Source organism: Pseudomonas sp. SIMBA_067 (assembly GCF_046534675.1).
Lineage (GTDB): Bacteria > Pseudomonadota > Gammaproteobacteria > Pseudomonadales > Pseudomonadaceae > Aquipseudomonas > Aquipseudomonas putida.
The window spans coordinates 59,311-85,869 of sequence record NZ_JAWRYH010000017.1; the positions used below are offsets into that span (position 1 = coordinate 59,311).

A 26,559-nucleotide genomic window follows, 5' to 3' on the forward strand; every position below is an offset into this window, starting at 1 on the left:
CAACATGGCTGGCACTTTGCCATAATCCTAGGCATGCTAGCCGGTTTCGGGTGTCCGGCCTTATAGTGCGCCACCGTTGTGCGCCACCAGACACCGGCATACACCGTGCATGATGCTTCCCTGCCATCGCCAGCCCAATCGCAGGATCAACGCTTGACCAACCTTACTCATCCGTCGACATTGCGTACCGCGTCACAGGCGCCCGCCGCTACCCTGCGCGGGTCGGTCAAGGGTGCGCTGGCGATGCTTGCCCTGATCCTGCTGGGCCTGCTGCTGTGGCAGCTTTTTGCCCAGTTCAACCACACCCAGGCCGACCTGCGCAAACAAAGCCTGGACGCCACCGCGGAACTGGCCGACCACCTGAGCCTGAACATGGCGTTCAAGGCGCAGCAGGCGGTAAATGTGATGCAGCCTTACGTCAATCCGCCGACGCCCGACGCCCTGCCGGGCCTTGTGCATACCTTGCGCGAGCGCCTGCCTGCCCTGCAGAGCGTGGCTTGGCTGGACAGCGCAGGGCAACTGCGCGGCGACAGCCTGGCCGGCAGCCCTGACCGGAAGTTGCTTGACGAGTTGCTCACACTGAACCAGGGCCGCCCGTACTTCTTCACCAATTCCGCCGACAACCGCACCCTCTATCTGCTACTGCGTCAGTCCCCCGAGCAGGACCGTGGCTTCTGGCTGCTGCGCCTTTCGCCGGACTACTACCGCACCCTCACCGTCCACCTCGATGGCGCCGGCCACCCCCTGTGGCTGCTGGAAAACAGCCGCAGCGGCGAGGTACTGCAACGCCACGCGCCGGCCGACACCGGCAGCGAGCCGCTACAGAGCGTGATGCTGGCCTTTATCGACAACAGCACCTGGCAGCTGCGCGGCCTGTTCGACGCCCAGCTGACCCAGCAGAAACTGCTGCCTGCACTGATCGGCAAATGCCTGCTGGTGCTGTTCTGCGCCCTGCTGCCAGTGCTGGCCCTGATAAACATGCGCCGCCGCCAGCGCGCGCTGCAGGAGGACCGCCGGCGCTACCAGGAAATTTTCGAAGGCACCGGCGTGGCCTTGTGTGTGCTCGACCTGTCCAGCTTGCCCAGCCAGCTCGACCGCTACCACCTGCGCAACCGCGCCGCGCTCAAGCACAGCCTGGCCCTAGACCCGAACCTGCGCCGCTCGCTGCTGCTGGAGCTGAAAATCACCGAGGTCAACCAGGTTGCGCGCCAGTTGCTGAACATCAACTGCCACGAAGGTGCCTGGCAGCGGCTGATCGACGGCACGGGCGATGGCCGCGACAGCATCGGCATGCAACTGATCGACGCGCTGATCGAACAACGGCCACTGCTGGAGCTGGAAGTACGCCTGCCGGCGCCGCTGGGCGGCGAGCTGCACCTGTGGCTGATGGCACGCCTGCCGCAGCAGCGCCGCGACTACCAGGCGGTCATTCTCAGCATCAGCGACATCACCAGCCGCAAGCAGGTAGAGCTGTCGCTGCTGGAGCGCGAAAGCTTCTGGTCGGACGTGGTGCGCACCGTCCCCGACCAACTGTACGTGCAGGACGTGCTCAGCCAGCGGATGATCTTCAGCAATCGCCACCTGGGCCAGACCCTGGGTTACGACCGCACCGAGCTTGCACAAATGGGCGACCGCTTCTGGGAATTGCTGCTGCACCCCGAAGACGCCGCGCACTATCAGGCCCTGCGCCAGCAACAGCGCGATAGCGGCCATGACCACCCGCTGCACTGCCAGTTACGCTTTCGCCACCATGATGGCGGCTGGCGCTGCTATGACATCCGCGAGCAGGTGCTGACCCGAGACGCCGAAGGCTTGGTAACGCGCATCATCGGCGTGGGCAAGGACGTGACGGTACAGATAGAGGCCAGCCAGTCGCTGCGCGACAGCGAACAGCGCTACCGCATGCTCGCCGAAAGCATCAGCGACGTGATCTTCTCCACCGACAGCCTGCTCAAGCTCAACTATGTCAGCCCTTCGGTGCAGAGCGTGCTGGGCTACCAGGCCGACTGGATTTTTGCCAACGGCTGGCAGTCGATCATCGCCAACCCGGCCCAACTCACCGGCATCTACAGCCTGATGGAGCGCGTGAGCAAGGCCATGAGCGACCCGGTTCAGCTGGCCCAACTGCGCAGCCAGCTGCCGACCCAGCTGTTCGTGTTCGACTGCCTGCGCGGCGATGGCCGCAAGATCCCAATCGAGCTGCGCCTGGTGCTGGTGTGGGACGACGACCAGCGCTTCGAGGGTGTGCTTGGGGTAGGCCGTGACATCAGCCAGCAACGCCGCGCCGAAAAAGACCTGCGCATGGCCGCGACGGTGTTCGAGCATTCCACTTCGGCCATTCTCATCACCGACCCGGCCGGTTATATCGTGCAGGCCAACGAGGCGTTCAGCCGCGTCAGCGGTTACGCCGTCAGTGAAGTGCTCGACCAATTGCCGGGCATGCTCACCGTCGACGAACAGCAGGAAGGCCACCTGCGCTATGTGGTAAAGCAACTGCACCAGCGCGGCAGTTGGGAGGGCGAGGTGTGGCTCAAGCGCCGTGACGGCGACCACTACCCGGCATGGGTCGGCATTACTGCGGTACTGGACGACGAAGGCGACCTGGCCAGTTACGTGTGCTTCTTCACCGACATCAGCGAGCGCAAGGCCAGCGAACAGCGCATCCACCGCCTGGCCTACTACGACGCCCTCACCCACCTGCCCAACCGCACGCTGTTCCAGGACCGCCTGTACAACGCGCTGCAGCAGGCCGAGCGGCAGAAGGCGTGGGTGGTGCTGATGTTCCTGGACCTCGACCGTTTCAAGCCGATCAACGACTCCCTCGGCCATGCCGCCGGCGACCGCATGCTCAAGGACATGGCCCTGCGCCTGCTGGCCTGCGTGGATGACGACGACACGGTGGCGCGCATGGGCGGCGACGAGTTCACCCTGTTGCTGCAACCGCGCGCCAGCCGCGAACTGGCGCTGAACCGCGCCATCCACGTGGCCGAGAACATCCTCGGCAGCCTGGTGCGGCCGTTTGTACTGGAAAACCGCGAGTTCTTCGTTACGGCCAGTATCGGCATCGCCCTCAGCCCGCAGGATGGCAGTGAGCTGAGCCAGCTGATGAAAAACGCCGACACCGCCATGTACCACGCCAAGGAACGCGGCAAGAACAACTTCCAGTTCTACCAGGCCGAGATGAACGCCAGCGCCTTGGAGCGCCTGGAGCTGGAAAGCGACCTGCGCCACGCCATGGAGCAGAACGAGTTCATTCTTTACTACCAGCCGCAATTCAGCGGCGACGGCAAGCGCCTGACCGGCGCCGAAGCACTGCTGCGCTGGCGCCACCCCACCCGGGGCCTGGTGCCGCCGGGCGACTTCATCCCGGTGATCGAGGAACTGGGCCTGGTGGTGGACGTGGGCGACTGGGTGCTGCGCGAGGCCAGCCGCCAGCTCAAGGCCTGGCACAAGGCGAAGGTGCGGGTGCCGAAGGTGTCGGTGAACATTTCGGCACGGCAGTTCTCCGACGGCCAGCTGGGCACGCGGATTGCCAACATTCTCGAAGAAAGCGGCCTGCCGCCGGCCTGCCTTGAGCTGGAGCTGACCGAAAGTATCCTGATGCGCGAAGTGAACGAGGCGCTGCAGATTCTGGCCAGCCTGAAAAACCTCGGCCTGAGCATTGCGGTTGACGACTTCGGCACCGGCTACTCATCGCTCAACTACCTCAAGCAGTTCCCCATCGACGTGCTGAAGATCGACCGCACCTTCGTCGACGGCCTGCCCGAGGGCGAACAGGACGCGCAGATAGCCCGGGCGATCATCGCCATGGCCCACAGCCTCAACCTGGCGGTAATCGCCGAGGGCGTGGAAACCCACGAGCAGCTGGAGTTCCTGCGCGAGCATGGCTGCGACGAAGTGCAGGGCTACCTGTTCGGGCGGCCGATGCCGGCACATCAGTTCGAGGCGCAGTTCTCCAACGAAACGCTGTTCATGTTCCATTGATGCGGTACCTGCACTGGCCTCATCGCCGGCAAGCCAGCTCCCACAAGTGATGCATCAGCCTCAAGGCCAGCGCAATTCCTGTGGGAGCTGGCTTGCCGGCGATGAGGCCATATGCGCCCCAAAAAATGGACCTGAGAGTCAGCTCCGGCACCCACCCAGCCCAGATACGGCGCGGGATGCAACATGAGCCCCATTGGTCCGCGACTTGATGCCACTTCATATGCCAGCCGCGAATCAATCGGTTAGAATGCCCCCCCAAACTACCCCGATCCTTGAGGACCGCCATGTTCAGCCGTGATTTGACCATTGCCAAGTACGACGCCGAGCTCTTCGAAGCCATGCAGCAAGAAGCCCTGCGCCAGGAAGAGCATATCGAGCTGATCGCTTCGGAAAACTACACCAGCCCGGCAGTCATGGAAGCTCAGGGCTCGGTCCTGACCAACAAGTACGCCGAAGGCTACCCAGGCAAGCGTTACTACGGTGGTTGCGAGTACGTCGACATCGTCGAGCAACTGGCCATCGACCGTGCCAAGGAACTGTTCGGCGCCGATTACGCCAACGTCCAGCCGCACGCTGGCTCCCAGGCCAACGCCGCTGTCTACCTGGCCCTGCTGTCGGCCGGTGACACCATCCTGGGCATGAGCCTGGCCCACGGTGGCCACCTGACCCACGGTGCTTCGGTAAGCTCGTCGGGCAAGCTGTACAACGCCATCCAGTACGGCATCGACGGCAACGGCCTGATCGACTACGACGAAGTCGAGCGCCTGGCTGTCGAGCACAAGCCGAAGATGATCGTTGCCGGCTTCTCGGCCTACTCGCAGGTTCTGGACTTCGCCCGCTTCCGCGCCATTGCCGACAAGGTCGGTGCCTACCTGTTCGTCGACATGGCCCACGTTGCCGGCCTGGTTGCCGCTGGCGTGTACCCGAACCCTGTTCCGTTCGCCGACGTGGTCACCACCACCACCCACAAGACCCTGCGCGGTCCACGTGGCGGCCTGATCCTGGCCCGTGCCAACGCCGACATCGAGAAGAAGCTGAACTCCGCTGTCTTCCCAGGCGCCCAGGGCGGCCCGCTGGAGCACGTCATCGCCGCCAAGGCCATCTGCTTCAAGGAAGCCCTGCAGCCTGAGTTCAAGGCTTACCAGCAGCAGGTCGTGAAAAACGCCCAGGCCATGGCCAGCGTATTCATCGAGCGTGGCTTCGACGTGGTGTCCGGTGGCACCCAGAACCACCTGTTCCTGCTGTCGCTGATCAAGCAGGAAATCTCCGGTAAGGACGCTGACGCCGCTTTGGGCAAAGCCTTCATCACCGTCAACAAGAACTCGGTACCGAACGACCCACGTTCGCCGTTCGTCACCTCGGGCCTGCGTTTCGGCACCCCAGCCGTTACCACCCGTGGTTTCAAGGAAGCCGAGTGCAAGGAACTGGCCGGCTGGATCTGCGACATTCTGGCTGACCTGAACAACGAAGCGGTGATCGACGCCGTTCGTGAGAAGGTCAAGGCCATCTGCAAGAAGCTGCCGGTTTACGGCAACTGATTGGCGCCAGCCTGAAGTGAAAAAGCCCGGCCCAGTGCCGGGCTTTTTTGTTTGATTTCGGTTGCTTCACACGCACCGCTGCCCCCACAAAGACCGCGTTCCCAGTTCATCACCCCACACAGGCCGCACCTTGACCAGAGAACAACTCGAGACCCACCAGATCCCGATCTACTTCGCTGCCGTGCTCGCAGCCGTTGCCTTCGGCTTGATGGCCAGTGACAGCGCGCGCCACCTGGAAGCCCTGGTCACCCCCGCTATTGCCGTGCTGATGTACGCGATGTTTCTGCAAATACCCTTCCTCGACCTGCGCCAGGGCCTGGGCAATCGGCGTTTCATCGCTGCCCTGCTACTGGCCAATTTCATCCTCGTCCCGCTGCTGGTCTGGGCAATTACCCGTGGGCTGGTCGAGCACACGGCGATCCTTGTTGGCGCGCTGCTGGTACTGCTTACACCCTGCATCGACTACGTGGTGGTGTTCACCCACATCGGCAAAGGCGACTCGCGCCTGACCTTGGCCGCCACACCCGTGCTATTGCTGGTGCAATTGGCACTGCTGCCGATCTACCTCGCCCTGATGCTGGGAGACAGCAACAACGTGGCCATTTCCATCACCCCGTTCGTGGAAGCCTTCGTGCTGCTGATCGTGCTGCCCATGCTGCTTGCCGTGCTCACCAGCCTCGGTGACCGCCGCTCGCGCACAGTCGCGGCCTGGAATGACGCCTGGGCGTGGTTGCCAGTGCCAGCCATGGCCTTGGTGCTGGTGGTCGTGATCGCTTCGCAGATTGACGTGGTGCTGCGTGATTTCGACCGCTTGCTGCCGGTGATTCCGGTGTACATCGGCTTCATGCTGCTGGCGCCAGTGCTCGGTTTCATCTCGGCGCGTCTGCTGCGCCTGCCGGCCACCGAAGCACGTTCGGTAACCTTCAGCGCCGCCACGCGTAATTCGCTGGTGGTGTTGCCGCTGGCGTTAGCTTTGCCGGAGGACATTCGCGGCCTGGCCGCAGCGGCAGTGATTACCCAGACGCTGGTGGAACTGTTGAGTGAGCTGGTTTATGTGCGCGTATTCCCCGCATTAGTGCGAAGCTGATGAATTAAGGCAGATTGAGGGAAGCTGAACCTTTTGCTTGTACGCGCGCGCCCCTACCCTGATAGAATGCGATGAATTCTCATTAACATTCATTCTATCCCGTGCAATCCACTTCATCGGTAAACCACCACCAGCATCAGGCCATCGATCAGCTCTACAGCCACCATCACAGTTGGCTGCAGAGCTGGTTGCGCAAGCGCTTGGGCAGTGCCGCCGATGCCGCAGACCTGGCCCAGGACACGTTCGTGCGGCTTCTCTGCAGTGCGGCTGGCGAACCACTGAACTGCTCGGCTCCGCGCGCCTATCTGGCCACCATTGCCAATCGCCTGACCATCAACTTCTACCGCCGCCGGTCACTGGAGCAAGCCTATCTGGCCGCGCTGGCGGAAACACCGGAAGCACTGGCACCGTCGTTGGAACATCAGGCGCTGGTGCTCGAAGCCCTCGACGAAGTTGACCAGGTACTTGCGCTGCTGCCAGCCCAAAGCCGGCAGGCGTTTCTGATGGCGCAACTGGAAGGTTATACACAAGAAGAGATCGCCAGCCGGCTCAAGCTCAGCGTACGCACGGTACAACGCCACCTTGCGCGGGCGTTTGAGGAATGCATAGTGCTCGCCAGCCTGTGCGTGCAACATGAGTAATACGCCCATCGACCGGCGCATTGCCCGTGAAGCGGCCAATTGGTTCGTGCGCTTGCAGAACAGCAGCGCCGGCGCCGCAGAGCATGCGGCCGGTGCCGAGTGGCGAGCGCGGCACACTGACCACGAACGCGCCTGGCAACTGGCCGTGCGCTTCAGCAGCCGGGCACAGCAGCTTACCGGTGAACCCGCACGGGCGGCCCTGGAGCGCCCGCGCAGCCAGGAACGCCGGAATGCGCTCAAGACCCTTGCGCTGCTGATCGCCGCCGCTCCGCTTGGCCTCGCAGCCTACCGAGAGCTGCCGTGGCGCGAATGGCGTGCGGACGCGCGTACCGCCGCCGGGGAGCTACGCACCGTGCACCTGCCGGATGGCGGGCAGATTCGTCTGAATACCGGCAGCGCCGTCGATATCGCCTACGACGACAGTGCTCGCCGCGTGCACCTTATCACCGGTGAGATGCTGGTCGAGGTGCTGAGCGAGCCTGCAAGGCGCCCATTCATCGTCGATACCGCCGAAGCGCAAATCACCACGCTCGGTAGCCGTTTGCTAGTGCGTCATTACCCAGGCAGCACGTTCCTCGCCGCACTGGAGGGCGCTGTCGAAGTGCGCCCGCGGTTGTCACCGGGTGATGATGGCCTGGTGCGCCTGGCTGCCGGCCAGCAAACCCATGTCAGCATCCAGGCTGCACAGCCCCCCATGCCGCTGGCCCAGCATCATCTCGACTGGCTCAGCCATGTGCTGCGGGTAGAAAAGACGCGCCTGGATGACTTCATCAGCGAGCTGGGGCGCTATCGCCCCGGCCTGTTGCGGTGCGATCCGGCCGTGGCCGGGCTGCTGATTTCCGGCACCTTCCAGTTGCGCGACACCGATCAGATTCTGCGCGCCCTAAGCCAGACATTGCCGGTGGATGTCCACTACCGGACGCCTTACTGGGTCACCCTCACTGCGCGTGCCAACGCGTAGAAAGAATCGTTGTCGTGTTTTCCTCAAGCTGCGTGTCCCTTCCGTAAGCACATCACTTTCACAGGGCGGGGACGAACACATGGCGACGACACAGGGCATGCAACCATTGGCGCGGGCAGTGCATGCTGCTGCACTGGGCCTGATCATCACCGGTGGCAGCCTGGCGGCAGTTGGGTCGCAAGCCGCCGGGCAGACCGCGCAGCAGAGCCGTACCTTTCAGGTACCAGCCGGTAACCTGAGCAGCGTCCTCGCCGAGTTCGCCAGCCAGGCGGATATCACCCTTCCCATCGAACCGGGGCTGGTGGAAGGTTTGCGCAGCCCTGGCCTGAACGCCGCCACCAGCGTGCAAGACGGCCTGCACCAACTGCTGCAAGGCACAGGCCTGCAAGCTTCACCACAAGGCAATGGTCTGTACCTGCTGACCCCGCAGGCAATGGGCACAGGCATGGAGCTGGGCGCTACCAGCATTACCGGGCAGGGCCTGTCGGCAACTACCGAGAACAGCGGTTCCTACACCACCGGCACGATGCAGACTGCCACCAAGCTACCCTTGAGTCTGCGCGAAACGCCGCAGTCGGTCAGCGTGGTTACGCGCAAGCGCATGGACGACAAGGCCATGACGACTATCAGCGATGTGGTCAAAAGTGCGCCGGGGATTTTTCTCAGTAACTCCGGTGGCGCTGGGCGGCCATCTTTCAGCGCCCGCGGTTTTGACGTCGACAACATCATGTACGACGGGTTTCCCACCAGCTTCCTGACCTACCTGCCCAGTGGGGAAGCAAACCTGGCCATGTATGACCGGGTGGAGATCGTACGCGGGGCCACCGGGCTGGCCCAAGGCGCCGGCAACCCCGGTGGTGCAATCAACCTGATTCGCAAGCGCCCCACCCATGAATTTCAGGGCACGCTCACCGGCAGTGCTGGTAGTTGGGACGATTACACCGGCACGCTGGATGTCGGCGGCCCGCTCAATGAAAACGGCACCCTGCGTGCCCGCACCGTGGTCTCCCGGCAGGACGCCAAAAGCTTCCGTGATTCGGTAGAGAGTGATCACGACCTGTTCTACGGCGTAGTCGACGCCGACCTTAGCGAAAGCACCACCCTCACGCTGGGGGCCTACCGCCAGAAGAACCACACCAACTATATCTGGGGCGGGTTGCCCATGGCCCGGGGCGGCGGCCACCTCGGGCTACCGCGCGACACCTTCCTGGGCCATGACTGGGAATATTCGGACAATCGCACCACCGGCTATTTCGCCACCCTGGAGCATGCCTTCGCCAATGACTGGTCGCTTCGCCTCGCGGCCATGCAGACGAAAACCGACACCGACGTATTGGCCTCTTCGGTATGGGAATATGATCGCCACTATCTATGGACAGAAGCCATGGAGCAAAAGGAAAAAGGCTACGACCTGGCACTCAGCGGCCCCTTCCAGTTGCTCGGCCAGACACATGACCTGACCCTGGGCGTCAGCAAGCGCCAGCTGGATTATCGTTCTGGCAAGGCTTGGAGCGATTTCATCGACACCGGCAGCAACCCCTTCGAATGGAACCCCCGTGGTCATGCCAAACCGGATTACGTTACCGGCCCTGACGGCCTGCCCGAGACCACCACACAGGACAGCGTTTATGCCAGCAGCCGCCTGCGCCTGACTGAACCACTGTCGCTGATTCTCGGCGGCCGTCTCGACTGGTATGAATTCGATGACAGCGAAAACAGTGAAGGCAACTACAAGATCACGCGTAACCTGACCCGCTATGCCGGCCTGATCTACGACCTGGACGCCCATCACTCGGTCTATGTCAGCTACACAGATATTTTCAAGCCGCAGACCAGCAAAGGCATGGACAGAAAAGTGCTCGACCCTGTGGTGGGTGAAAACTACGAGGCGGGCATCAAGGGGGAATACTTTGGTGGCGCACTGAACGCCAGCCTGGCTGTTTTTCAAATTGACCAGAAGAACCGCGCCCAGGAGTTACCTGACAACAAGGGTTGCGGTTCGGGCGCCGCCAGTGCCTGCTACGAGGCGGCCGGCCTGGTACGCAGCAAGGGCATCGACCTGGAAATTCAAGGCGCCCTGACCGACAACTGGCAGCTGGCTGCCGGCTACACCTACACCCAGACAAAATACGTCAACGACGCCAACAAGGCCCGCGAAGGCGAAGACTTCGACCGTGCCAAACCGCGCCAGCTATTCAAACTGTCCACGATCTACAACCTGCCCGGCGAGCTGCAGCGCTGGCGCATTGGCGGTGATATCTACCAACAGAGCCGCATCCGTAACTCTGGGGGCGCCGGTGCTACTGCATGGCAAAACCAGCAGGGCTCGTACACGGTGGTCGGGCTGGTGGCAGGCTACAAGGCTAGCGAGCAGCTAGACCTGCAGGTCAACGTCAACAACCTGTTCGACCGCACCTACTACAGTAGCGTCGCCAACGGTGGGTGGAGCCCATACGACATCTACGGTGACCCACGTAACGTGAAACTGACTGCCCGGTACAGTTTCTAGTAGCCGGTTAATCGCCGCGCGCGTGCTGGATGTAGCAGATGCGGCGATGTCAGCGTTGCGGGAGTCAAGTCTGCCGGTTAGAACCGTGCCCGCAACGCCACGTTGAAGTTGCGTGGTTCGCCATAGAAGTTCCAGTAATTGGGGTTGCCCAAGGTCTGGTAGTACTTCTTGTCGAACACGTTATCCAGGTTGTACTGCACTTCAAGGTTCTTGTTGATCTCGTAGATCGCATGCAGGTTGGTCAGGTGGTAAGCGTCCTGCTGGAGCTTGTAGTCTGCCCCAACCTCGGTCTGGGTCATCTTGCTCTGCGCATAGAAGCTGCCACCTACCCGCAGCTGGTCAAGCGCACCAGGCAGACGATAGTCGGTCGCAACTTTGAACAGGTGGCGTGGCGAAGCGCCGTTGAAATCGTCGCCTTTCTGCTGGCCGCCGATGTACTTGGACTGGGTATAGGTATACCCCGCCGATACATTCCAGTTCGGCAGTACCTCACCGGTCAGTTCCAGCTCGATGCCTTTGTTGCGCACCTTGTCGGACGCGCGGTAGCAAGCCCAGGTCTGCGCACAGGTTACCCGCTCGGCACGGCCGGTCTGGTCAGCCTGGAACAGCGCGATGGCAGTTTGCAGGCGCTTGTCCAGGAACTCACCCTTCAAGCCGATCTCGTAGTTGCTGCCGGTCATTGGCAGGAGCGTGGTGCCATTCACATCCTGCGCGCTCTGCGGCTTGAAGATTTCGGTGTAGCTGGCGTAGGCCGACCAGTTTTCGTTCAGGTCCTGCACCAGGCCCGCATAAGGGGTGACTTCGCCACTCTTGGAGAAGTGCTTGCGGTCGGAGGCTTCACGCACGCCATTGGTATCGTCCAGCGAATCGTGGCTGTACCAGCTCAGGCGGCTGCCGAGGATGAATGTGGTGCTGTCGGTGAGGCTGAACCGGCTGGCCACATACACGCCCTTCTGCTCCTGGGTGCGGTTGTATTGCCACTGGTTGACGTTGAGGGCAGTCGGGCTGGGTGGATCGAAGGCTGCCAGGTTGTTCATGTCGACGATGTAGCGATAGGTTGCGTCGCGCCCGCCGTGATAGTCGAAGTCGTCCTTGTTCCAGTTGCCGCCAACGATCAGCTCATGCTGGCGGCCCAGCAGCTGGAACGGGCCGGTGAAATAACCGTCGATGCTGGTCTGGGTATCATCGAAGTGAAAGTGGCGGGGGTTGAGGGTGAACAGGTCGGTACCACCACCCGGGTAGGTGTAGTTACCCAGGAAGTCCGACTTGGCCCACATCTGGTTCACGGCCACCACGCCCTTCCAGCCGTTGGCAAAGGTGTGCTGGATGTCGGCGAACACGGTGGTATTGCGCTTGTCCAGGTGGTTCCACTCGCCGGTCAGCGAGGTAGAGCGCGAAACTGGGTAGAACGCGCCGCTCTGCTTGCTGGGCAGGCCCGACCAGTCATAACCTGAGTTGCGGTCCTTCTGGTAGGTAAAACCGAAGGTGGCCAGGGTCGACTCATCCAGGTCGGCCTCGATAATCCCGTAGAACAGCTGGTTTTCTTTCTGGGCAGTGTCCAGGTAGCTGTTGGCATTGTTGTATGTAATGACCGAGCGGCCGCGCAGGGTGCCTGCTTCGTTCAGCGGCGCAGACAGGTCGACCATGGTCTTGTAGTCGTCCCAGGAGCCGACCGATGTTTCGATCAACGCCTGGTGCTCGGCCGTGGGCCGCTTGCGGACCAGGTTGATGGAGGCCGACGGATTACCCGCGCCTTCCATCAGGCCGGTGGCGCCCCGCACCACTTCCACGCGGTCGTAGATGTCGGTGTTGGGCTTGGAAATGGTATCCATCGAGTACGGGTTGCCAATGTTGGTCGGCACGCCATCAATCTGCAGGTTGTCGACCGTCTGCCCGCGAGCCTGGTACAGCGAGCGCTCGCTGCCGTTCTTGATGATGGTGACGCCGGTGGCGTTACGCATTACGTCGTCAAGGTTCTTCATATTCTGGTCGTTCATGCGCTGACGGGTGACCACCGTGACCGACTGGGGCGTTTCACGCAGGCTCATCGGCAGCTTGGTGGCAGTGGACGAACGGCCCGTCGCATAAGCCCCTGTACCCTCCGTCACAGCACCCAGGCCCTGGCCCGAGATGGTAGTGGCGCCCAAGGTCATCGCGCCTGCCGCATCTTCGGCCTGGCTCACCAGCTGGAACTCCCGCTCACCCGTGCGCACGGCCGCCACACCGGTGCCGGCCAGCATCTGCGCCAGCGCCACCTCTACGCTCAAGGCGTGCACCGCCTGGCTCTGCTTGTTGGCCGTCAGCGCCGCATCACCGCCGATCAACAGCCCGGCCTGGCTGGCCAACAGGTTCAGTTGGCGCGCCAATGGCCCGGCTGGAATGTCGAATACCACGCTTTGGGCTGCAGCACTGCTGTCGGCCTCGGCGACGGCAACGTGGCCGCCAAGGGCTAGCAAAATGGCCAGGGCCAACGGATGACGGTGCGCGGAAGCAGAGTCGCGAAGCAGCATGGAAGAATCCTTTCGCAAAGAGGATGAAGTAGCGTCATCCCACCAAGCGAATGAGCGTCGCAAAACCGGAAAAAGAATTTTGAAAAAACTTCAGACCGCCTCGATGGAGACCCACCAAGGCAAGGTACGCACAACCCGGATGGGCAACGCACGCTCGAGCATGGCCAACGCACGGTCGGTGTCGAGCAACGGGAAGGTGCCGACCGCACGCAGGCTTCCAATCGCCGGGTCGATGCCCAAGTGGCCAAGGCGGTAATCGCGCAGAATGCCGATCATCTGAGCCAGCGGCATGTCCTCCGCCACCAACACACCGCGGCTCCAATCCTCGCGCAAGCGTTGTGCAGTTGATGGGGCGCCGACTTGCTGCGCGTCGAACACCATCATTTGCCCGGCTTGCAGCGTGGTTTGCCTGCCGCTGCCGGAGCAAGTTGCCTGCACGGCGCCGGCAAATACGCTCAAGGTGGTCTGCAACCCCTGGTCCCGGACACTGAAGCGCGTGCCAAGCGGTTGCACCCGCCCTGCCCTCGTCACCACGGAAAGTGGACGTGGGTCCTTGCCGGACTCGATCAGGATTTCTCCGCGATACAGGCGCAATTGCCTTGATCCCTCATCGAACTGCACATCCAGCGCCGTCCCGCCGTTCAGCCACAGCTGGCTGCCATCGGCCAGGGTGACCGGCCGCACCTCACCCAGGCCAGTGCGGTAAGTGGCGAACCAGGCACGTGGCGAATCGACCCAACCACGCTGCCATCCGCCCCAACCCAACACACCTGCCACACCCGCCACACAGAGGCTACCGAGCACGGCCCTGCGCGAATGCCGGTCACGGCGCACGCTGTCGAACACTTGCCGAGCCTGCTCTGCCTGGCCGCCAAGGCCACCAAAGCGCTGATTGATGTTCTCTACGTACGACCAGGCCAGGCGATGCCGCGCATCCTCGTTCAGCCACGCATGCCACTGCGCCTGGATCGCAGCGTCATTCTGCGCCGCGTGCAGCCGTGCGAACCAACCGGCAGCCGCTTGCAGTACGCCATGGTCGAGTGGCGCCCTGCTCATGCCAGCGAGCCATCCAGTTCGGCTTCCAGCAGCAGGCATTGGTACATAGCCTGAGCCAGGTAACTGTTCACACTGCGCTCGCTCACGCCCAACTGCTCGGCGATCTCGCGTTGCTTCATGCCCTGCAACTGCGCCATGGAAAATGCCTCGGCCACGCGCTGGGGCATACGCTCGAACATTGCCTGCAGTTGCTCGAGGGTTTCGAGGATAACGGCCTGATGTTCCAGCGAAGGCGCAAGTTGCTCGGGCTGGGTGGCCAGCACTTCCAGATAAGCCTGCTCCACCCGCCGCCGTCGCCAGAAGTCCACACACGCATTGCGCGACATACGTCCCAGGTACGCACGGGCATGCTCGTGGTCATTGAACACACGGGGTTTGGACAACAGCCGAACGAACACATCCTGGGCCAGTTCCGCCGCATCATGGGCATTGCCGAGCTTGCGCTGGAGCCACTGGCGAATCCAGCCATGGTGGGAACGGTAGAGTTCCTCCAGGTCGAAACCAGGGGCTGGAGCACTGGGAGAGGCATTCATGGGGCCGGCCATTATGCTAATAGGAATTATTCACAATGGTAGCGTGGATGAATGACGCCGGGCAATTGCGATAAGCAACGCTGCCCGGTTTGGTCATGGCAGGGATGATTTTGCGATCAGGCCGAGGCCTGCCCATATCAAGCAACTGGTCTGCGCTTTCAGCCTAGCGGTCACAGTGAATCCGGGCACCCAGGGCACACAGCGAACACCTGCACCTCTACCAGGTAGCCATCCCCCAGGGCTGCGCCCACGCAGGCCCGCACCGGTTTTGCACAGCCTTGCAACCAGGCGTCGTACACTTCGTTGACCAGGTCGAAGTGGCGGTAGTCGGCAAGCCACATCTGAACCCGCGTCAGCTGCGCCTTGCCGACGTTGGCCTGCACCATCAGGCCGTCGATCACGCTCAGCGCCTGACGCAACTGCCCCTGCACATCCTGTTGCAGGTCATCCGCCACGATGCCTGCCGTTTCAAACAGGCCCCTGTAACTGACCGCCAGTGACATCCGCGCGCTTGATCCGTAGCGAGTGATCATCGAGGTACCCTCCCCCTCAACCCATCTGGTTGAAGCAGACGACTTTGGGTTGGGTCATGTCCTCGTAGGCAAACCGCACCCCCTCACGCCCAAGACTCCCATACTTGGCCCCACCAAATGGCATGGCATCGAAGCGGTAGTCGGAAGAGTCGTTGATCATTACACCGCCGGCCTCGATACGCCGGGCCAGGTTCAACGCCAGCGACAGGTCGCGGGTGAACACACCGGCATGCAAGCTGTACTCCGGGGCATTGGCCAGCGCTATCGCCTGCTCGACAGTCTCGAAAGGCGCCAGCATCACCACCGGTGCGAAAACCTCCTCAAGCCACAGCCGGCTGACGGGGTCAACGCTTTCGAGCACTGTCGGCGCATAGACCGCCCCCTGACGCTGGTGGCCGCAGAGCAGGCGGGCACCGCCCTCAAGCGCCTGGTTGACGCGTGCTTCGATCTGCCGTGCAGCCGCTTCGGTGATCATCGGCCCCATATCGGTTTCGCGCCGGCCCGGATCGCCCCAGACCATCGCCTGGGTCAATGCCACGAAGCGTGCACGAAACGCCTCGTAGATCGAGGCATCTACGAGAATGCGCTGGGTGCCGATGCAGTTCTGCCCGGCCGCCCAGAACGCGCCCGACACACACGACTCGACCGTGGCTTCAAGGTCGCAGTCCTTGAGCACCAGCACCGGGGCGTTGCCGCCAAGGTCCATGGCAAGCTTTTTCAAGCCAGCCCCGTGCGCAATCTGTTCGCCCGTCGCGAAACCGCCCGTAAAGGAAACCATGCGCACCTCACGCACGGCCACCAGCGCCTTGCCCAGTTCGGCGCCCCCTGTGGCTACGGTGACGACGGCCTCCGGCAACCCTGCATCCACCAGGTACTGCACCAGTTTCAGGGCAGAAAGAGGGGCCAGTTCCGAGGGTTTCAGAATGACTGCATTGCCCCCTGCAAGTGCTGGCCCCAGCTTGTGCGCCACCAGGTTGAGCGGGTCGTTGTAAGGCGTGATGGCAAGGATCAGCCCCAACGGCTCGCGGGTGAACCAGCCCTGACGCGATTCGGAGCCTTCATAGGCATCGAAAGGCACCACCTCACCGGCGTTGCGCCGCGCCTCTTCTGCAGACAGCTTGAGCGTGTTGATGCAGCGTTTGACCTCTTTTTCGGCCTGCCGCAGGGTCTTGCCCGCTTCATCGACGATCAGGCCGGCAAAGTCTGCCGCATCCCGTTCAATGAGCTGAGCGGCGTGTTCAAGAATGTGTGCCCGGCGGTGCCGGGGCAGCGCCGCACTTTCACGCACACCCTGACGGGCACGGGCGAGCAAGGCAGGCACCGCTTCTGCCCCGAGATTGTCGACGCTGCCGACCAGGCTGCCATCGAAGGGGTTGTACACATCGATCAAGGCGGGTTGCTGAACAAGCGCCCGGGAAACGGAAGTCAGGCTCATGAACGTTGCTCCTCAGGCCGAATGGCCGGCCGTGTGAATGGCGATGATGTCCGAAAGCAGGGCAAAAGCCGTTTCGATGCGCCCCGCCCCCGGGCCGGACACGGTTACAGCCCCCAGCAACTCGGTGTCGAACGCCAGCGCATTGGTGGCGCCTGAAATACCTGCCAAGGGGTGATGGCCAGGCAGCAGCTTCGCTTCGACGCTGGCTCGCACCGAGCCATCGGCCTCACGGCGGGCACTGCCGATCAGCTTCCAACGCTCGCCCGCCGCCCGTGCCCGCTCGATAGCCGCGCTGTCGATGGCACTGATACCGCTGCACGCCACATCACCCACCTGCAGACAGGCGCCGAGCAACTCATTGGCGAGGATCACCACCTTCAGGCGTACGTCATGGCCTTCCACATCGGCGGTCGGGTCAGCCTCGGCAAAGCCAAGCGCTTGTGCCTGGGCCACCGCCTCGTCGAAGCCAAGCCCTTCCTCCATGCGCGTTAGCACATAGTTCGAAGTCCCGTTGAGAATGCCCTCGAAACCCACTAGGCCCGCGCCCGCCAGGGTCTGGCGCGCCATGCGCAGCACCGGTGTGCCGCTCATTACGGCGCCTTCGTATTCGAACGACACATTGTTGGCCTGGGCCAAGGCCTTGAGCGCCTGGGCATGCAAGGCAATCGGCCCCTTGTTGGTGGTGACCACGTGCTTGCCCGCCTCCAGCGCCCAGCGGCAGAAGGTTGCTGCCGGCTCACCGTCCTTGGGGTTGGTGAATGTGGCCTCGGCGATGATGTCGGCGCCTGATTGCTTGATCACCGCCTCATTGAACGCCTCGGCCGAACCTTGAGGGATTTGCGCCAGCGCGCCCTTCTGGGCCGGCAGCGCGGCCAGCATGGCGGCATCCAGGCCGTCGTGGTCGATCACCGACCCCAGGAACAAGTCGGTGACACCAACGATTTTCAGGCCAAAGCCCAACTCTTGCTGCCAGCGCGCATTGCGTTCGGCGATCAGTTGGGCAAGAGCGCGGTTAACGCCACCAAAGCCAACGAGTGCAATTTTGTATTCGGTCATGGTTTGCTGTCCTGCTCAGGCAGTGGGTCGATGAGGACTAGCGTAAGAGCCGTGCACTGCCAGTTGAATATGGCAATCCGCTGTATTTATTGGCCAATTTGGCCAGTGCAAAGCGCGCACCTGCGCCGGGGCAAAACGCACAACGCCGCCTGGGCGCGAACCCAGGCGGCGTTGTGCTAGCCAATGCAAAGACGCGGTTCAGACCACCGCAGCCAGGACGAACGAAGTCACCGTGTTCTCCACCCCGGGCATTGCAGCGATTTCCTTCCACACATGATGCACCCGCTCCGGGCTGGAGGCCTCGACGCGCAACATCAGGTCGAACTCGCCGCTGAGCACTTCACACTGGATCACCTCGGGGATCTGGCGCAGTGCATCGAGTACCGCCTCACCGCGCATGCGGTCATAGCGGTAGACGAAGATCACCGCGTTGATCAACGACGCCGGCCGTCTGCCCTCACCGATGCGCAGGGTATAACCCTGAATGGCGCCGTCGCGCTCCAGGCGCTCGATGCGCTGGCGTACCGCATTGCGCGACAGGTTCACCTTCAACCCCAACTCGGCGTGGGCAATACGCGCATTGGCGGTGAGCTCGGCGAGAATGCGCTCGTCCAGGGGATCGAGGATGCGCTTCATCGCCCAGCCTGCAACCGGGTTAACAAGGCATGAACACCGGCCAGGTCGTCAGGTGCCAACAGCGGCCCATCACCCGCTGTGCCGACCGCGCCGGCCGGCACCTCACCGTGCCAGGCCCCCAGCTCCGCCAGCAGCCCGGCAGACTTTTCGGGGGCAAACTGCCCCAGCGTAACGATGGGCGCACCGATGTTGCGCCGGTGCAGGCGCCCGGCGAATACCCCTGTCGCGGCATGGGGGTCTACTGCGCTGCCCGTTTCGTGGAACAGCGTGACAATTTCTTCGCGAATCAGCACGTCGTCCACGGCATAGGAGTCGAACAGCATGCGCGCATGCAACCACTGGCGGTTGCCGATGCTCAGCTCGCCACACGCCTCGAAGTGCTCCATCAGTGCCCGGGTCGCCCCACCATCGCGGTCATACAGTTCCCAGACGAAGCGCTCCAGGTTGGAGAACAGCGAAAAGTCCATGACCGGTGACAAGGTCTGGCTGGTTGAGCCACGGCTGTAGCGGTTGCAGTGGATGAACCGGTGCAAGGCATCGTTGCGGTTGGTGGAGACGATGATCTGGTTGATCGGCAGGCCCATTTTCTGGGCAATGAACCCTGCGTAGATCTCGGCAAAACTGGCCGTGGGGATGCTGAACCCGACCGGGCGTATTCCGCCACCGAGCTGCAGCGCTGCATGGAAATAGAACACGATCTGCGCCAGCACACCGACCCAGTTGGTGGAGTTGAAGCTGACCGGAATCAGCCCGGGGCATGGCCAATCACGCAGCAGCGCCGACACCAGCGACTGGCAATCGTCAAAGCTGCCATCCACGGCCACGCAGCTCACGCTGTCAGACGCGGCGCTGCGCATCACTGCAGCACGGTCGGCGGGCGTGCCTGCGCTGGGGTATAGCGCCAGCAAGCCTGCTGCAGGGCAATGCCGCAACGCTTCGATAGCCGCTACTGCGGTATCGCCGTTGCTGGCACCGACCAGCATGACCCGCTCGCACTCCGCCCCCAGAAAGTGCCGGACAAAACGCGCCTGCAACTGCGCGGCAAAGTCCTTGGAGGACCGGGTAGGCCCATGGAAAAGCTGCAGGATCCATTCGTTATGGCCAAGCTGCTGCAACGGCGCAATGCCGCGGTGGCGGAACCCGCGATAGCTGTCGCTGACCAGCGCCCTGAGGGTAGGCTCGTCGAGGGTATCGCCGACAAACGGTGCCATTACCCGCCAGGCCAGTTCGTCGAAGGGCAACCACGACCAGCTGGCAATTTCCTGTGGGCTGAACACCGGCACCGAGATGGGCACATAAAGCCCGCCATCGTCGGCCAGGCCAGAAAGCAATGCCGTGCGGAAATCGACCCGTGTCTCGTTGCCGCGCGTGGATGTGTACTGCATCGGTGCTCCAGATAGCTACGTAAATTAACGATGCGCCATGGCCACCAGCCAATGGCTGAACGCCTGGGCATCGGGGGACAATGCTTCACCCAGGCCGCGTACCAGGAAAAACGACTCGCTTGCCTCGATACGCTGGGCAAAGGGAGCGACCAGCCGCCCCTCCTGCAGCAGGTCCTCGACCAGCGACGAGCGTGCCAGCGCCACCCCGAGCCCCAGCTCCGCCATGCGCAGGGTCGACACCAGCGTGTCGAACTGCAGACCACTGGAAGAGTCGACCTGATCGGCGCCGACCCGCTCCAGCCAGTAGCCCCACCCCTCCTCGTAACCCAGCACATGCAGCAACGGCACACGGGCCAGGTCGCGCGGGTCGCGCAGCGGGCAACCGGCCAGCAGCGCGGGTGCGCACACCGGCACCAGCATGTCGCGGGTCAGGCGCTGCGCCTCTACCCCGGCCCACTGCCCGCTGCCCCAGCGGATTTCCAGATCATCTTCGGCATCCAGCTCCTTGACCCACAGGTTGCTGATGTAGCGGATGTCCACCTGCGGGTGCGAACGCCGAAAGTCGGCCAGCCGCGGGGCCAGCCAGAAGTGCAGGAACGACAGGCTGCCCCGTACTTTCAGGGGCCGACGTTGGCGTTGCCCGAAGATTTCATTGGTGCCGACCGCAAGGCGGCTGATGGCGTCCTGCACCACCGGCAGGTAGGACTGCCCTTCTTCGGTCAGCCCCAGCCCGCGCGGCAGGCGCTTGAACAGCGCCACACCCAATTGGCTTTCCAGGTGACGAATCTGTTGGCTCACCGCCCCTTGGGTAAGGTGCAGCTCTTCTGCCGCATGGGTGAAGTTCAAGTAACGCGCCGACACTTCGAAGGCTCTCAGCCAGTTCAGGGGGGGCAAAGTTTTCTGGGTCATCGGCGGCTTCTCGTGGCTAGGTTCCGGTGGCCTAGTATCACCTGCTCAGGCGGCCTCGGAACCTGGGGCGACGATTTCCAGCGGGGCCGTACGGCGGCTGCGGTACTTGCACGTCAGCCAGTAGGCCAGGTAGCACCAGGCAATGAAGGGCAAGCCGAAGTACAAGGCAACCCGCTGAGCAGGGTCGAAGGCAATGCCGACGCAGGCCAGTACGCAGCAGAATATGGCCCCCAGTGGTACGAACGGATAGCCACGCACCCGGAACTTGAGGTCCTCGAGCTTGCCGCCGCTGGCGATGTAATGACGGCGGAATGCGATTTGGCTCGCCGCGATGCTGATCCACACCACCACCACGGCCAACCCTGAAATCGACACCAGCGCCAGGTAGATGGTGTCGGGGGCAAACACACTGCTCAACAGCGAAGCCATGCCGCCAGCCATGCTCAGCACGATCGCATTGAAGGGGGTGCCGCGGCGCGAGAGCGTGGCGTAACGGCGGGGCATGTTGCCTTGGTCGCTGAGGGTCCAGAGCATGCGCGAAGCGGCGTAGAGGCCGGAGTTGGCGGCAGACAGCAGCGCGGTGATGATGACGAAGTTCATGATATCGGCCGCATACGGGATACCAATCATCGCAAAGACCATCACGAACGGGCTTTCAATAACCCCGGCCTGTTCACGCGGCAGCAAGGTGGCCAGCACAAAGATGGTGCCGATGAAGAACAGCGCCAGGCGCAGCACCGTGGTGCGAATGGCCTTGGGCACGTTCTTTTCCGGGTCTTTGGTTTCGCCGGCAGCGATGCCGATCAGCTCGGTACCCGAGAACGCGAAGGCCACTGCCAGCAGGGTCATGGCAATTGACCAGAAACCGGTGGGGAACAACCCTTCACGGGTAAAATTGCCCAGCCCTGCACTGTGCGCCTGCTGGATCTCGAAGCCACCCAGAATGGCTCCGCCGCCCACCACCAGAAAGGCGATGACGGCCAACACCTTGACCAGTGACAACCAGAATTCGGTTTCGGCGAACGATCGCACCGAAATGATATTGCTGATGAACACCGCAGCGCCGAACAGCGCACTCCACATCCATACCGGCGTGTCGGGGAACCAGCGCACCATCAGGATGCCCGCAGCGGTGAATTCGGAGCCGATGGCCACCGTCCAGGTCAGCCAGTACATCCAGGCCACCATGTAGCCGGTACCCGGGCCGAGGTAACGCGTGGCATAACTGCTGAACGAGCCGACTTCCGGCATGTGTACCGCCAGCTCGCCCAGGCACATCATGACCAGGTACACCATGATTGCGCCGAGTATGTAGGCGATAACCGCGCCCAACGGGCCGGCCTGGTTAACGGTGTAGCCCGACGTGAGAAACAGGCCGGTGCCTATCACACCGCCCAGTGCCAGCATGACGATGTGGCGGGTTTGCATATCCTGCTTGAAGGTATGCGCCGAGGCATTTCTAGTTGTGGTTGTCTGCACGGACATTGTGGGTTACTCATGAAAGTTGGCGGGCAAGGACGTAGCAACGACCTCGTCTTGGCAGAGCGAATCGAGTTGCCTTGCATATTGTTTTTGTTCGACTTCATGAAGTGGCACCCACCGCACGGGTGAGTGCTACGCGCCAGCCTCAGGCCTGCACCGGGCGCTGGCAGGCGTCTGCGTCAGCGTGCAATTCCTTTGCAACGGCCAGTTCCTCACGCACCGATGCACAGGCCTGTGCCAAGTCCGCCAGCAGGTCATCGGTCTCCTCGATGCCCACTGAAATGCGCACCAGCCCTTCGGAAATGCCCAGCGCCAGGCGCTCTTCCAAAGTGTTCTCGACATGGCTGGTGGTGCGCGCCGGGCCATAGATGGTTTCTACCGCGCCGAGGTTGCCGGCCCGATGGGCATACTTCAGCCGCGGCAGCAAACGGGCCACGGTCGGCATGCCGCCCTTCAGCACGAAGCTGACAATGGCGCCAAACCCGCGCATTTGCGCCTTGGCAATGGCATGCCCGGCATGCGCCGGCAAACCTGGGTAGTTGACAGCTTCAACCAGCGGCTCGGTGCTCAGGTAAAGGGCCAACGCCATGGCACTGGCTTGCTGCTGGCGCAGGCGCACTGCCAGGGTCTTGATACCGCGGATGATCAGGTAGGCCGAGAACGGGTCCAGCGCCGCACCGTTGATTTCCCGGTAGTGCCGCACCTGAGCCATCAACGCCTCCGCGCCGCACACCACCCCACCCAGCACGTCACCATGCCCGGACAGAAACTTGGTTGCGCTGTGCACCACTACATCAACGCCCAGCGCCAGCGGGTTCTGGTTCAGTGGCGTGGCAAAGGTGTTGTCGGCCACCACCAGCGCCCCCACCTTGTGCGCAGCGGCGCTCAGCCGACGAATGTCCAGCACCTTCAGCGTCGGGTTGGTGGGGGTTTCCAGGTACAGCAGGTCGCAACCGGCGGCAATCTCGCGCTCCAGCGCTTCAGTGTCCAAGGTATCGCACAGGCACACTTGCACCCCCATGCGCGGCAGGAACTCTTCGAAGATCTTGTTGGTGCCGCCATAGCTGTCGCGGGTCGACACCACGCGTTTGCCGTTGGACAGGAAGGTATGCAGCACGGCACTGATGGCCGCCATGCCGCTGCTGAACGCGACTGCCGACTCGGCTTGCTCCAGCTCGGCCAGTTTTGCTTCCAGCGTGGCGACCGTGGGGTTGCTCATGCGGCTGTAGATGAAGCCCGGCTGCTTGCCCTGCGCCACGTCGTACCAGGCATCGATATCGTTATAGCCATAAGCGGCGCTGACCACGATCGGGGTCTGCGTGGCGTTGTACGGGTGCTGTACCTGCTCCCCGCTCCACACGACCCGCGTCCCCACACCGGCCGCAGCATTGCCCTCGAATTTTTCGTTGTTGTTCATATCCGGTTCCCGCCCAGCTGAGTTGTGTACTCCGATGCAGCATCGGCCTTGAGCGGACTATAGGGAGATGGCGGGGGCCTGAAAAACGATGGAATCCGGGTCTGACTGGCGTTTTTTTTAATGGCTGCGGACCGGGCGCTGCAAAAGCCGCCCGGCCACGTGGGCGCTTAGGCCAGGTTGCGCTTCAGCTCGGCGATATGCTCCGGGCCGATGCCACAGCAACCGCCGACCATGCTGGCACCACGCGCACGCCAGTCCTTGGCCCATGCCAGGTAACCCGGCGGATCGAGGTCTTCGCGCAGTTCGTCCAGGCCATCGTTGGCAGTGGCTTCTTTAGGCTGCGGCGGGAAGGCGTTGGCATAGGCACCGATGGCAATCTCGGCGTTGTGTCGCTCGATGACCGAGCGCGCGACATCGATGGCGGCGCCGATCACCTCCGGCTGGCTGCAGTTGAACAACACCGCAGCCACCCCCAGGCTGACTGCGGCTTCGATGGCGTCGGCCACCGGTTCACCGGAGCGCAGGCGCGGAACCTCGTCGACGTCCTCGTCCTGCAGGGTGAAGGACACCCAGAACGGCCTGCCGTCTGCCGGCAAATGGCTACGAATGGCCCGCACTTCGGCCACAGAGCTCTGGGTTTCGGCCAGCCACAGGTCAACATGCGGGGCCAGGCCCTGGAGCAGCGGGGTCAGCACCTCTGCCACACGCTCGGGCTGGAACAGGTCGGGGCGGTAGGACCCGAACAGCGGCGGCAACGAACCCGCCACCCTGACCGGGTGCGCGCCGCTATCTGCCGCGTGCCGCGCAAGCTGGCCTGCGATATGGGCCAGCTGTCGCCCTTCGGCGGCAAAGCGTTCTTCACCGATGTGGAATGGTACTACCGCATAGCTGTTGCTGGTGATGACCTGCGCACCCGCATCGATGAAGGCTGCATGCACGCCCACGACCGCCTCCGGCGCCTCGCTCAGCGCCAGCGCCGACCACTCGGGCTGGCGAAACGGTGCACCGCTGCGCTGCAGCTCTCGGCCCATACCACCGTCCAGAATTACCATCGTTCGCTCTGCCATATAACTTCTCTGAAGGTTCTTATGAATAAAATTCATTATGGGGATTAGGGTTATAACTATTAAATACCCTATCACCCATTTGCCCAACATATCAGGTATGTACATGCGATTTTCTTCTCTGCTGGGTGCGGGCCTTGTACTGCTCGCAACTGCCACCCAAGCCTTTGCTGGCGCCACGTTGGAGCGGGTTGAATCGCGCAAGGAAATGGTCAACGTGCTGATGGAAAGCTACCCGCCGTTTTCCTTCCTCAATGACCACAACCAGCTCGACGGTTACGACGTGGACGTGGCCAAGGCAGTGGCCGACAAGCTCGGCGTCAAACTGCGCCTGGAAACACCGTCCTGGGACGTGATTGCCGCTGGCCGTTGGAGCGGGCGCTACGACATCTGCATTTGCTCGATGACCCCAAGCAAGGCGCGCGCCGAGGTGTTCGACTTCCCCGTGGAGTACTACGCATCGCCCGCCGTGATCGTGGTCAATGCCTCGGATGAGCGCATCCATGGCGCCAAAGACCTGGAAGGCCTCAAGGTGGGTTCGATCAGTGCATCGAGCTACGAAAGCTACCTGAACAAGAACCTGGTCATTGAAGGCAAGGAAGACCAGAAGATCGACTACCCGTTCGACTTCGTGCAGGCTGCGCCCTACGACACTGACAACGTCGCCTTCCAGGACTTGGGCCTGGGCACTGGCGTGCGCCTGGACGCCATCATTACCAACCTGGTGACCGCGCAGCCGCGCCTGCAGCAAGACAAGCGCTTCAAGCTGGCCGGCGCGCCGCTGTATGAAGAGCCCAACGCGGTAGCCATCGAAAAAGGCGACCCTGAGTGGGATGCCAAGGTACGCCAGGTGTTCGCCGAGCTGAAGGCTGATGGCACCTTGGCCAAGCTGTCGCAGAAATGGATTGGCGCCGACATCAGCAAATGAGCACCTTCCCCCCCTCCCCCAAGCCCGTGGCAAAGCCTGCGGGCGCCGGCCTGTTCGGCTTTCGCACCCGGTTACTGCTGACCTGGCTGGCGCTGTTCGGGCTGTTTGTCGCCTTCTTCCTCAGCTTTGACCTGAAGTTCGCCATCATTCTGGAGAAGTTTCCCAACCTGGCCGGTTTCAAGCTGGGGCCCAATGGTTTTCTGCAAGGCGCCGCACTGACCCTGTTCCTGTGCCTGTGCTCGATGGTGGTATCCGTGCTGCTCGGCTTTGCCGCCGCGCTGGCACGGTTATCCAACAGCGCGGTGTTGGTGGGTGTGGCCAGCTTCTACACCTCGTTCTTCCGTGGCACGCCGCTGCTGATCCAGATTCTGCTGATCTACCTGGGGCTGCCGCAGGTGGGCCTGGTACCCGGCGCCATCAGCGCCGGCATCATTGCCTTGTCGCTGAACTACGGGGCCTACCTGAGCGAGATCTTCCGCGCCGGCATCCTCGGCGTGGCCCGTGGGCAACGTGAAGCAGCATTGGCGCTGGGCATGCGCACGCCGCAGATCTTCTGCCACATCATCCTGCCCCAGGCCATGCGGGTGATCATTCCGCCCACCGCCAACCAGTTCATCTCGATGCTCAAGGACTCGTCGCTGATTTCCGTGATGGGGGTTTGGGAGGTGATGTTTCTGGCGCAGTCGTATGGGCGTTCGAGCTATCGCTACCTGGAAATGCTGACCACCGCCGCCGTGATCTACTGGGTGCTGTCGATACTGCTGGAACTGCTGCAGGCGCGGCTGGAACGGCATTTTGGCAAGGCTTATCAGCGCTGAGGGCTGCACACGGCGCCTGCGAAATCATCTACGCAGGCACGACGCGCAGGAGCGCCACCAGGGCGCTCCCGCATCTA

The 26,559-nt window shown here is 62.6% G+C and carries 20 protein-coding genes; 8 read left to right on the top strand and 12 right to left on the bottom strand.

Going from position 1 to position 26,559, the window contains the following annotated elements:
• The first annotated feature begins 153 nt into the window (after nucleotides 1–153).
• The 6 genes from SB765_RS26285 (at nucleotide 154) to SB765_RS26310 (ending at nucleotide 10,720) form a co-directional block, all read left to right on the top strand.
• Nucleotides 154–3,984 carry an EAL domain-containing protein gene (locus SB765_RS26285; RefSeq protein ID WP_410932158.1) on the top strand — a complete coding sequence of 1,277 codons (3,831 nt, stop codon included), beginning with the start codon at nucleotides 154–156 and terminating at the stop codon, nucleotides 3,982–3,984.
• Nucleotides 3,985–4,268: 284 nt separating this feature from the next.
• Entirely contained in the window at nucleotides 4,269–5,522 is a 1,254-nt protein-coding gene (gene glyA, locus SB765_RS26290) for a serine hydroxymethyltransferase (RefSeq protein ID WP_012270418.1), read from the top strand.
• A 130-nt stretch (nucleotides 5,523–5,652) separates the two neighbouring features.
• On the top strand, nucleotides 5,653–6,609 hold the full coding sequence (locus tag SB765_RS26295; RefSeq protein ID WP_410932159.1) for an arsenic resistance protein: 957 nt from the start codon (nucleotides 5,653–5,655) through the stop codon (nucleotides 6,607–6,609).
• A 101-nt stretch (nucleotides 6,610–6,710) separates the two neighbouring features.
• A complete protein-coding gene (locus tag SB765_RS26300) occupies nucleotides 6,711–7,250 on the top strand; it encodes a sigma-70 family RNA polymerase sigma factor (RefSeq protein ID WP_258655093.1) in 540 nt (179 codons plus the stop codon).
• Complete coding sequence (locus SB765_RS26305; protein WP_410932160.1) at nucleotides 7,243–8,211, top strand: FecR domain-containing protein; 969 nt, start codon at nucleotides 7,243–7,245, stop codon at nucleotides 8,209–8,211. Before SB765_RS26300 ends, SB765_RS26305 begins: the two co-directional genes overlap by 8 nt.
• 79 nt (nucleotides 8,212–8,290) lie before the next feature.
• Complete coding sequence (locus tag SB765_RS26310; protein WP_410932161.1) at nucleotides 8,291–10,720, top strand: TonB-dependent siderophore receptor; 2,430 nt, start codon at nucleotides 8,291–8,293, stop codon at nucleotides 10,718–10,720.
• Nucleotides 10,721–10,797: 77 nt separating this feature from the next.
• Here SB765_RS26310 and SB765_RS26315 read toward each other — a convergent pair whose 3' ends face one another.
• The 12 genes from SB765_RS26315 to SB765_RS26370 form a co-directional block, all read right to left on the bottom strand.
• Nucleotides 10,798–13,230 (bottom strand): TonB-dependent siderophore receptor, encoded by a 2,433-nt coding sequence (locus tag SB765_RS26315; RefSeq protein ID WP_410932162.1) that lies wholly within the window; start codon nucleotides 13,228–13,230, stop codon nucleotides 10,798–10,800.
• A 90-nt stretch (nucleotides 13,231–13,320) separates the two neighbouring features.
• Nucleotides 13,321–14,286, bottom strand: a complete 966-nt coding sequence (locus tag SB765_RS26320; protein WP_410932163.1) for a FecR domain-containing protein — start codon at nucleotides 14,284–14,286, stop codon at nucleotides 13,321–13,323.
• Nucleotides 14,283–14,819 (bottom strand): sigma-70 family RNA polymerase sigma factor, encoded by a 537-nt coding sequence (locus SB765_RS26325; RefSeq protein ID WP_410932164.1) that lies wholly within the window; start codon nucleotides 14,817–14,819, stop codon nucleotides 14,283–14,285. The genes SB765_RS26320 and SB765_RS26325 overlap by 4 nt, the downstream gene beginning before the upstream one ends.
• A gap of 170 nt (nucleotides 14,820–14,989) precedes the next feature.
• Nucleotides 14,990–15,352 carry a RidA family protein gene (locus tag SB765_RS26330; protein WP_410932165.1) on the bottom strand — a complete coding sequence of 121 codons (363 nt, stop codon included), beginning with the start codon at nucleotides 15,350–15,352 and terminating at the stop codon, nucleotides 14,990–14,992.
• Between the two features lie 16 nt (nucleotides 15,353–15,368).
• Nucleotides 15,369–16,787, bottom strand: a complete 1,419-nt coding sequence (locus tag SB765_RS26335) for an aldehyde dehydrogenase family protein (RefSeq protein WP_410932166.1) — start codon at nucleotides 16,785–16,787, stop codon at nucleotides 15,369–15,371.
• Between the two features lie 12 nt (nucleotides 16,788–16,799).
• Complete coding sequence (locus SB765_RS26340) at nucleotides 16,800–17,843, bottom strand: homoserine dehydrogenase (protein WP_410932167.1); 1,044 nt, start codon at nucleotides 17,841–17,843, stop codon at nucleotides 16,800–16,802.
• Nucleotides 17,844–18,041: 198 nt separating this feature from the next.
• Nucleotides 18,042–18,479, bottom strand: coding sequence for an Lrp/AsnC family transcriptional regulator (locus tag SB765_RS26345; protein WP_010951921.1), 438 nt, complete (start codon nucleotides 18,477–18,479; stop codon nucleotides 18,042–18,044).
• The gene (locus SB765_RS26350; RefSeq protein WP_410932168.1) at nucleotides 18,476–19,864 is read right to left on the bottom strand and encodes a threonine synthase; all 1,389 of its coding nucleotides are present in this window, start codon (nucleotides 19,862–19,864) and stop codon (nucleotides 18,476–18,478) included. Before SB765_RS26350 ends, SB765_RS26345 begins: the two co-directional genes overlap by 4 nt.
• 24 nt (nucleotides 19,865–19,888) lie before the next feature.
• Complete coding sequence (locus SB765_RS26355; protein WP_014859427.1) at nucleotides 19,889–20,773, bottom strand: LysR substrate-binding domain-containing protein; 885 nt, start codon at nucleotides 20,771–20,773, stop codon at nucleotides 19,889–19,891.
• A gap of 45 nt (nucleotides 20,774–20,818) precedes the next feature.
• Nucleotides 20,819–22,258 (bottom strand): amino acid permease, encoded by a 1,440-nt coding sequence (locus SB765_RS26360; protein ID WP_010951918.1) that lies wholly within the window; start codon nucleotides 22,256–22,258, stop codon nucleotides 20,819–20,821.
• A gap of 142 nt (nucleotides 22,259–22,400) precedes the next feature.
• A complete protein-coding gene (locus SB765_RS26365; protein ID WP_012051143.1) occupies nucleotides 22,401–23,672 on the bottom strand; it encodes a cystathionine gamma-synthase family protein in 1,272 nt (423 codons plus the stop codon).
• Between the two features lie 167 nt (nucleotides 23,673–23,839).
• Nucleotides 23,840–24,724, bottom strand: coding sequence for a homocysteine S-methyltransferase family protein (locus SB765_RS26370; protein ID WP_410932169.1), 885 nt, complete (start codon nucleotides 24,722–24,724; stop codon nucleotides 23,840–23,842).
• Between the two features lie 118 nt (nucleotides 24,725–24,842).
• On the opposite strand from SB765_RS26370, the gene SB765_RS26375 reads away from it, so the two are divergent.
• Nucleotides 24,843–25,664 carry an ABC transporter substrate-binding protein gene (locus SB765_RS26375; RefSeq protein ID WP_410932170.1) on the top strand — a complete coding sequence of 274 codons (822 nt, stop codon included), beginning with the start codon at nucleotides 24,843–24,845 and terminating at the stop codon, nucleotides 25,662–25,664.
• Complete coding sequence (locus tag SB765_RS26380) at nucleotides 25,661–26,482, top strand: amino acid ABC transporter permease (protein ID WP_003247513.1); 822 nt, start codon at nucleotides 25,661–25,663, stop codon at nucleotides 26,480–26,482. The genes SB765_RS26375 and SB765_RS26380 overlap by 4 nt, the downstream gene beginning before the upstream one ends.
• Nucleotides 26,483–26,559: the final 77 nt, after the last annotated feature.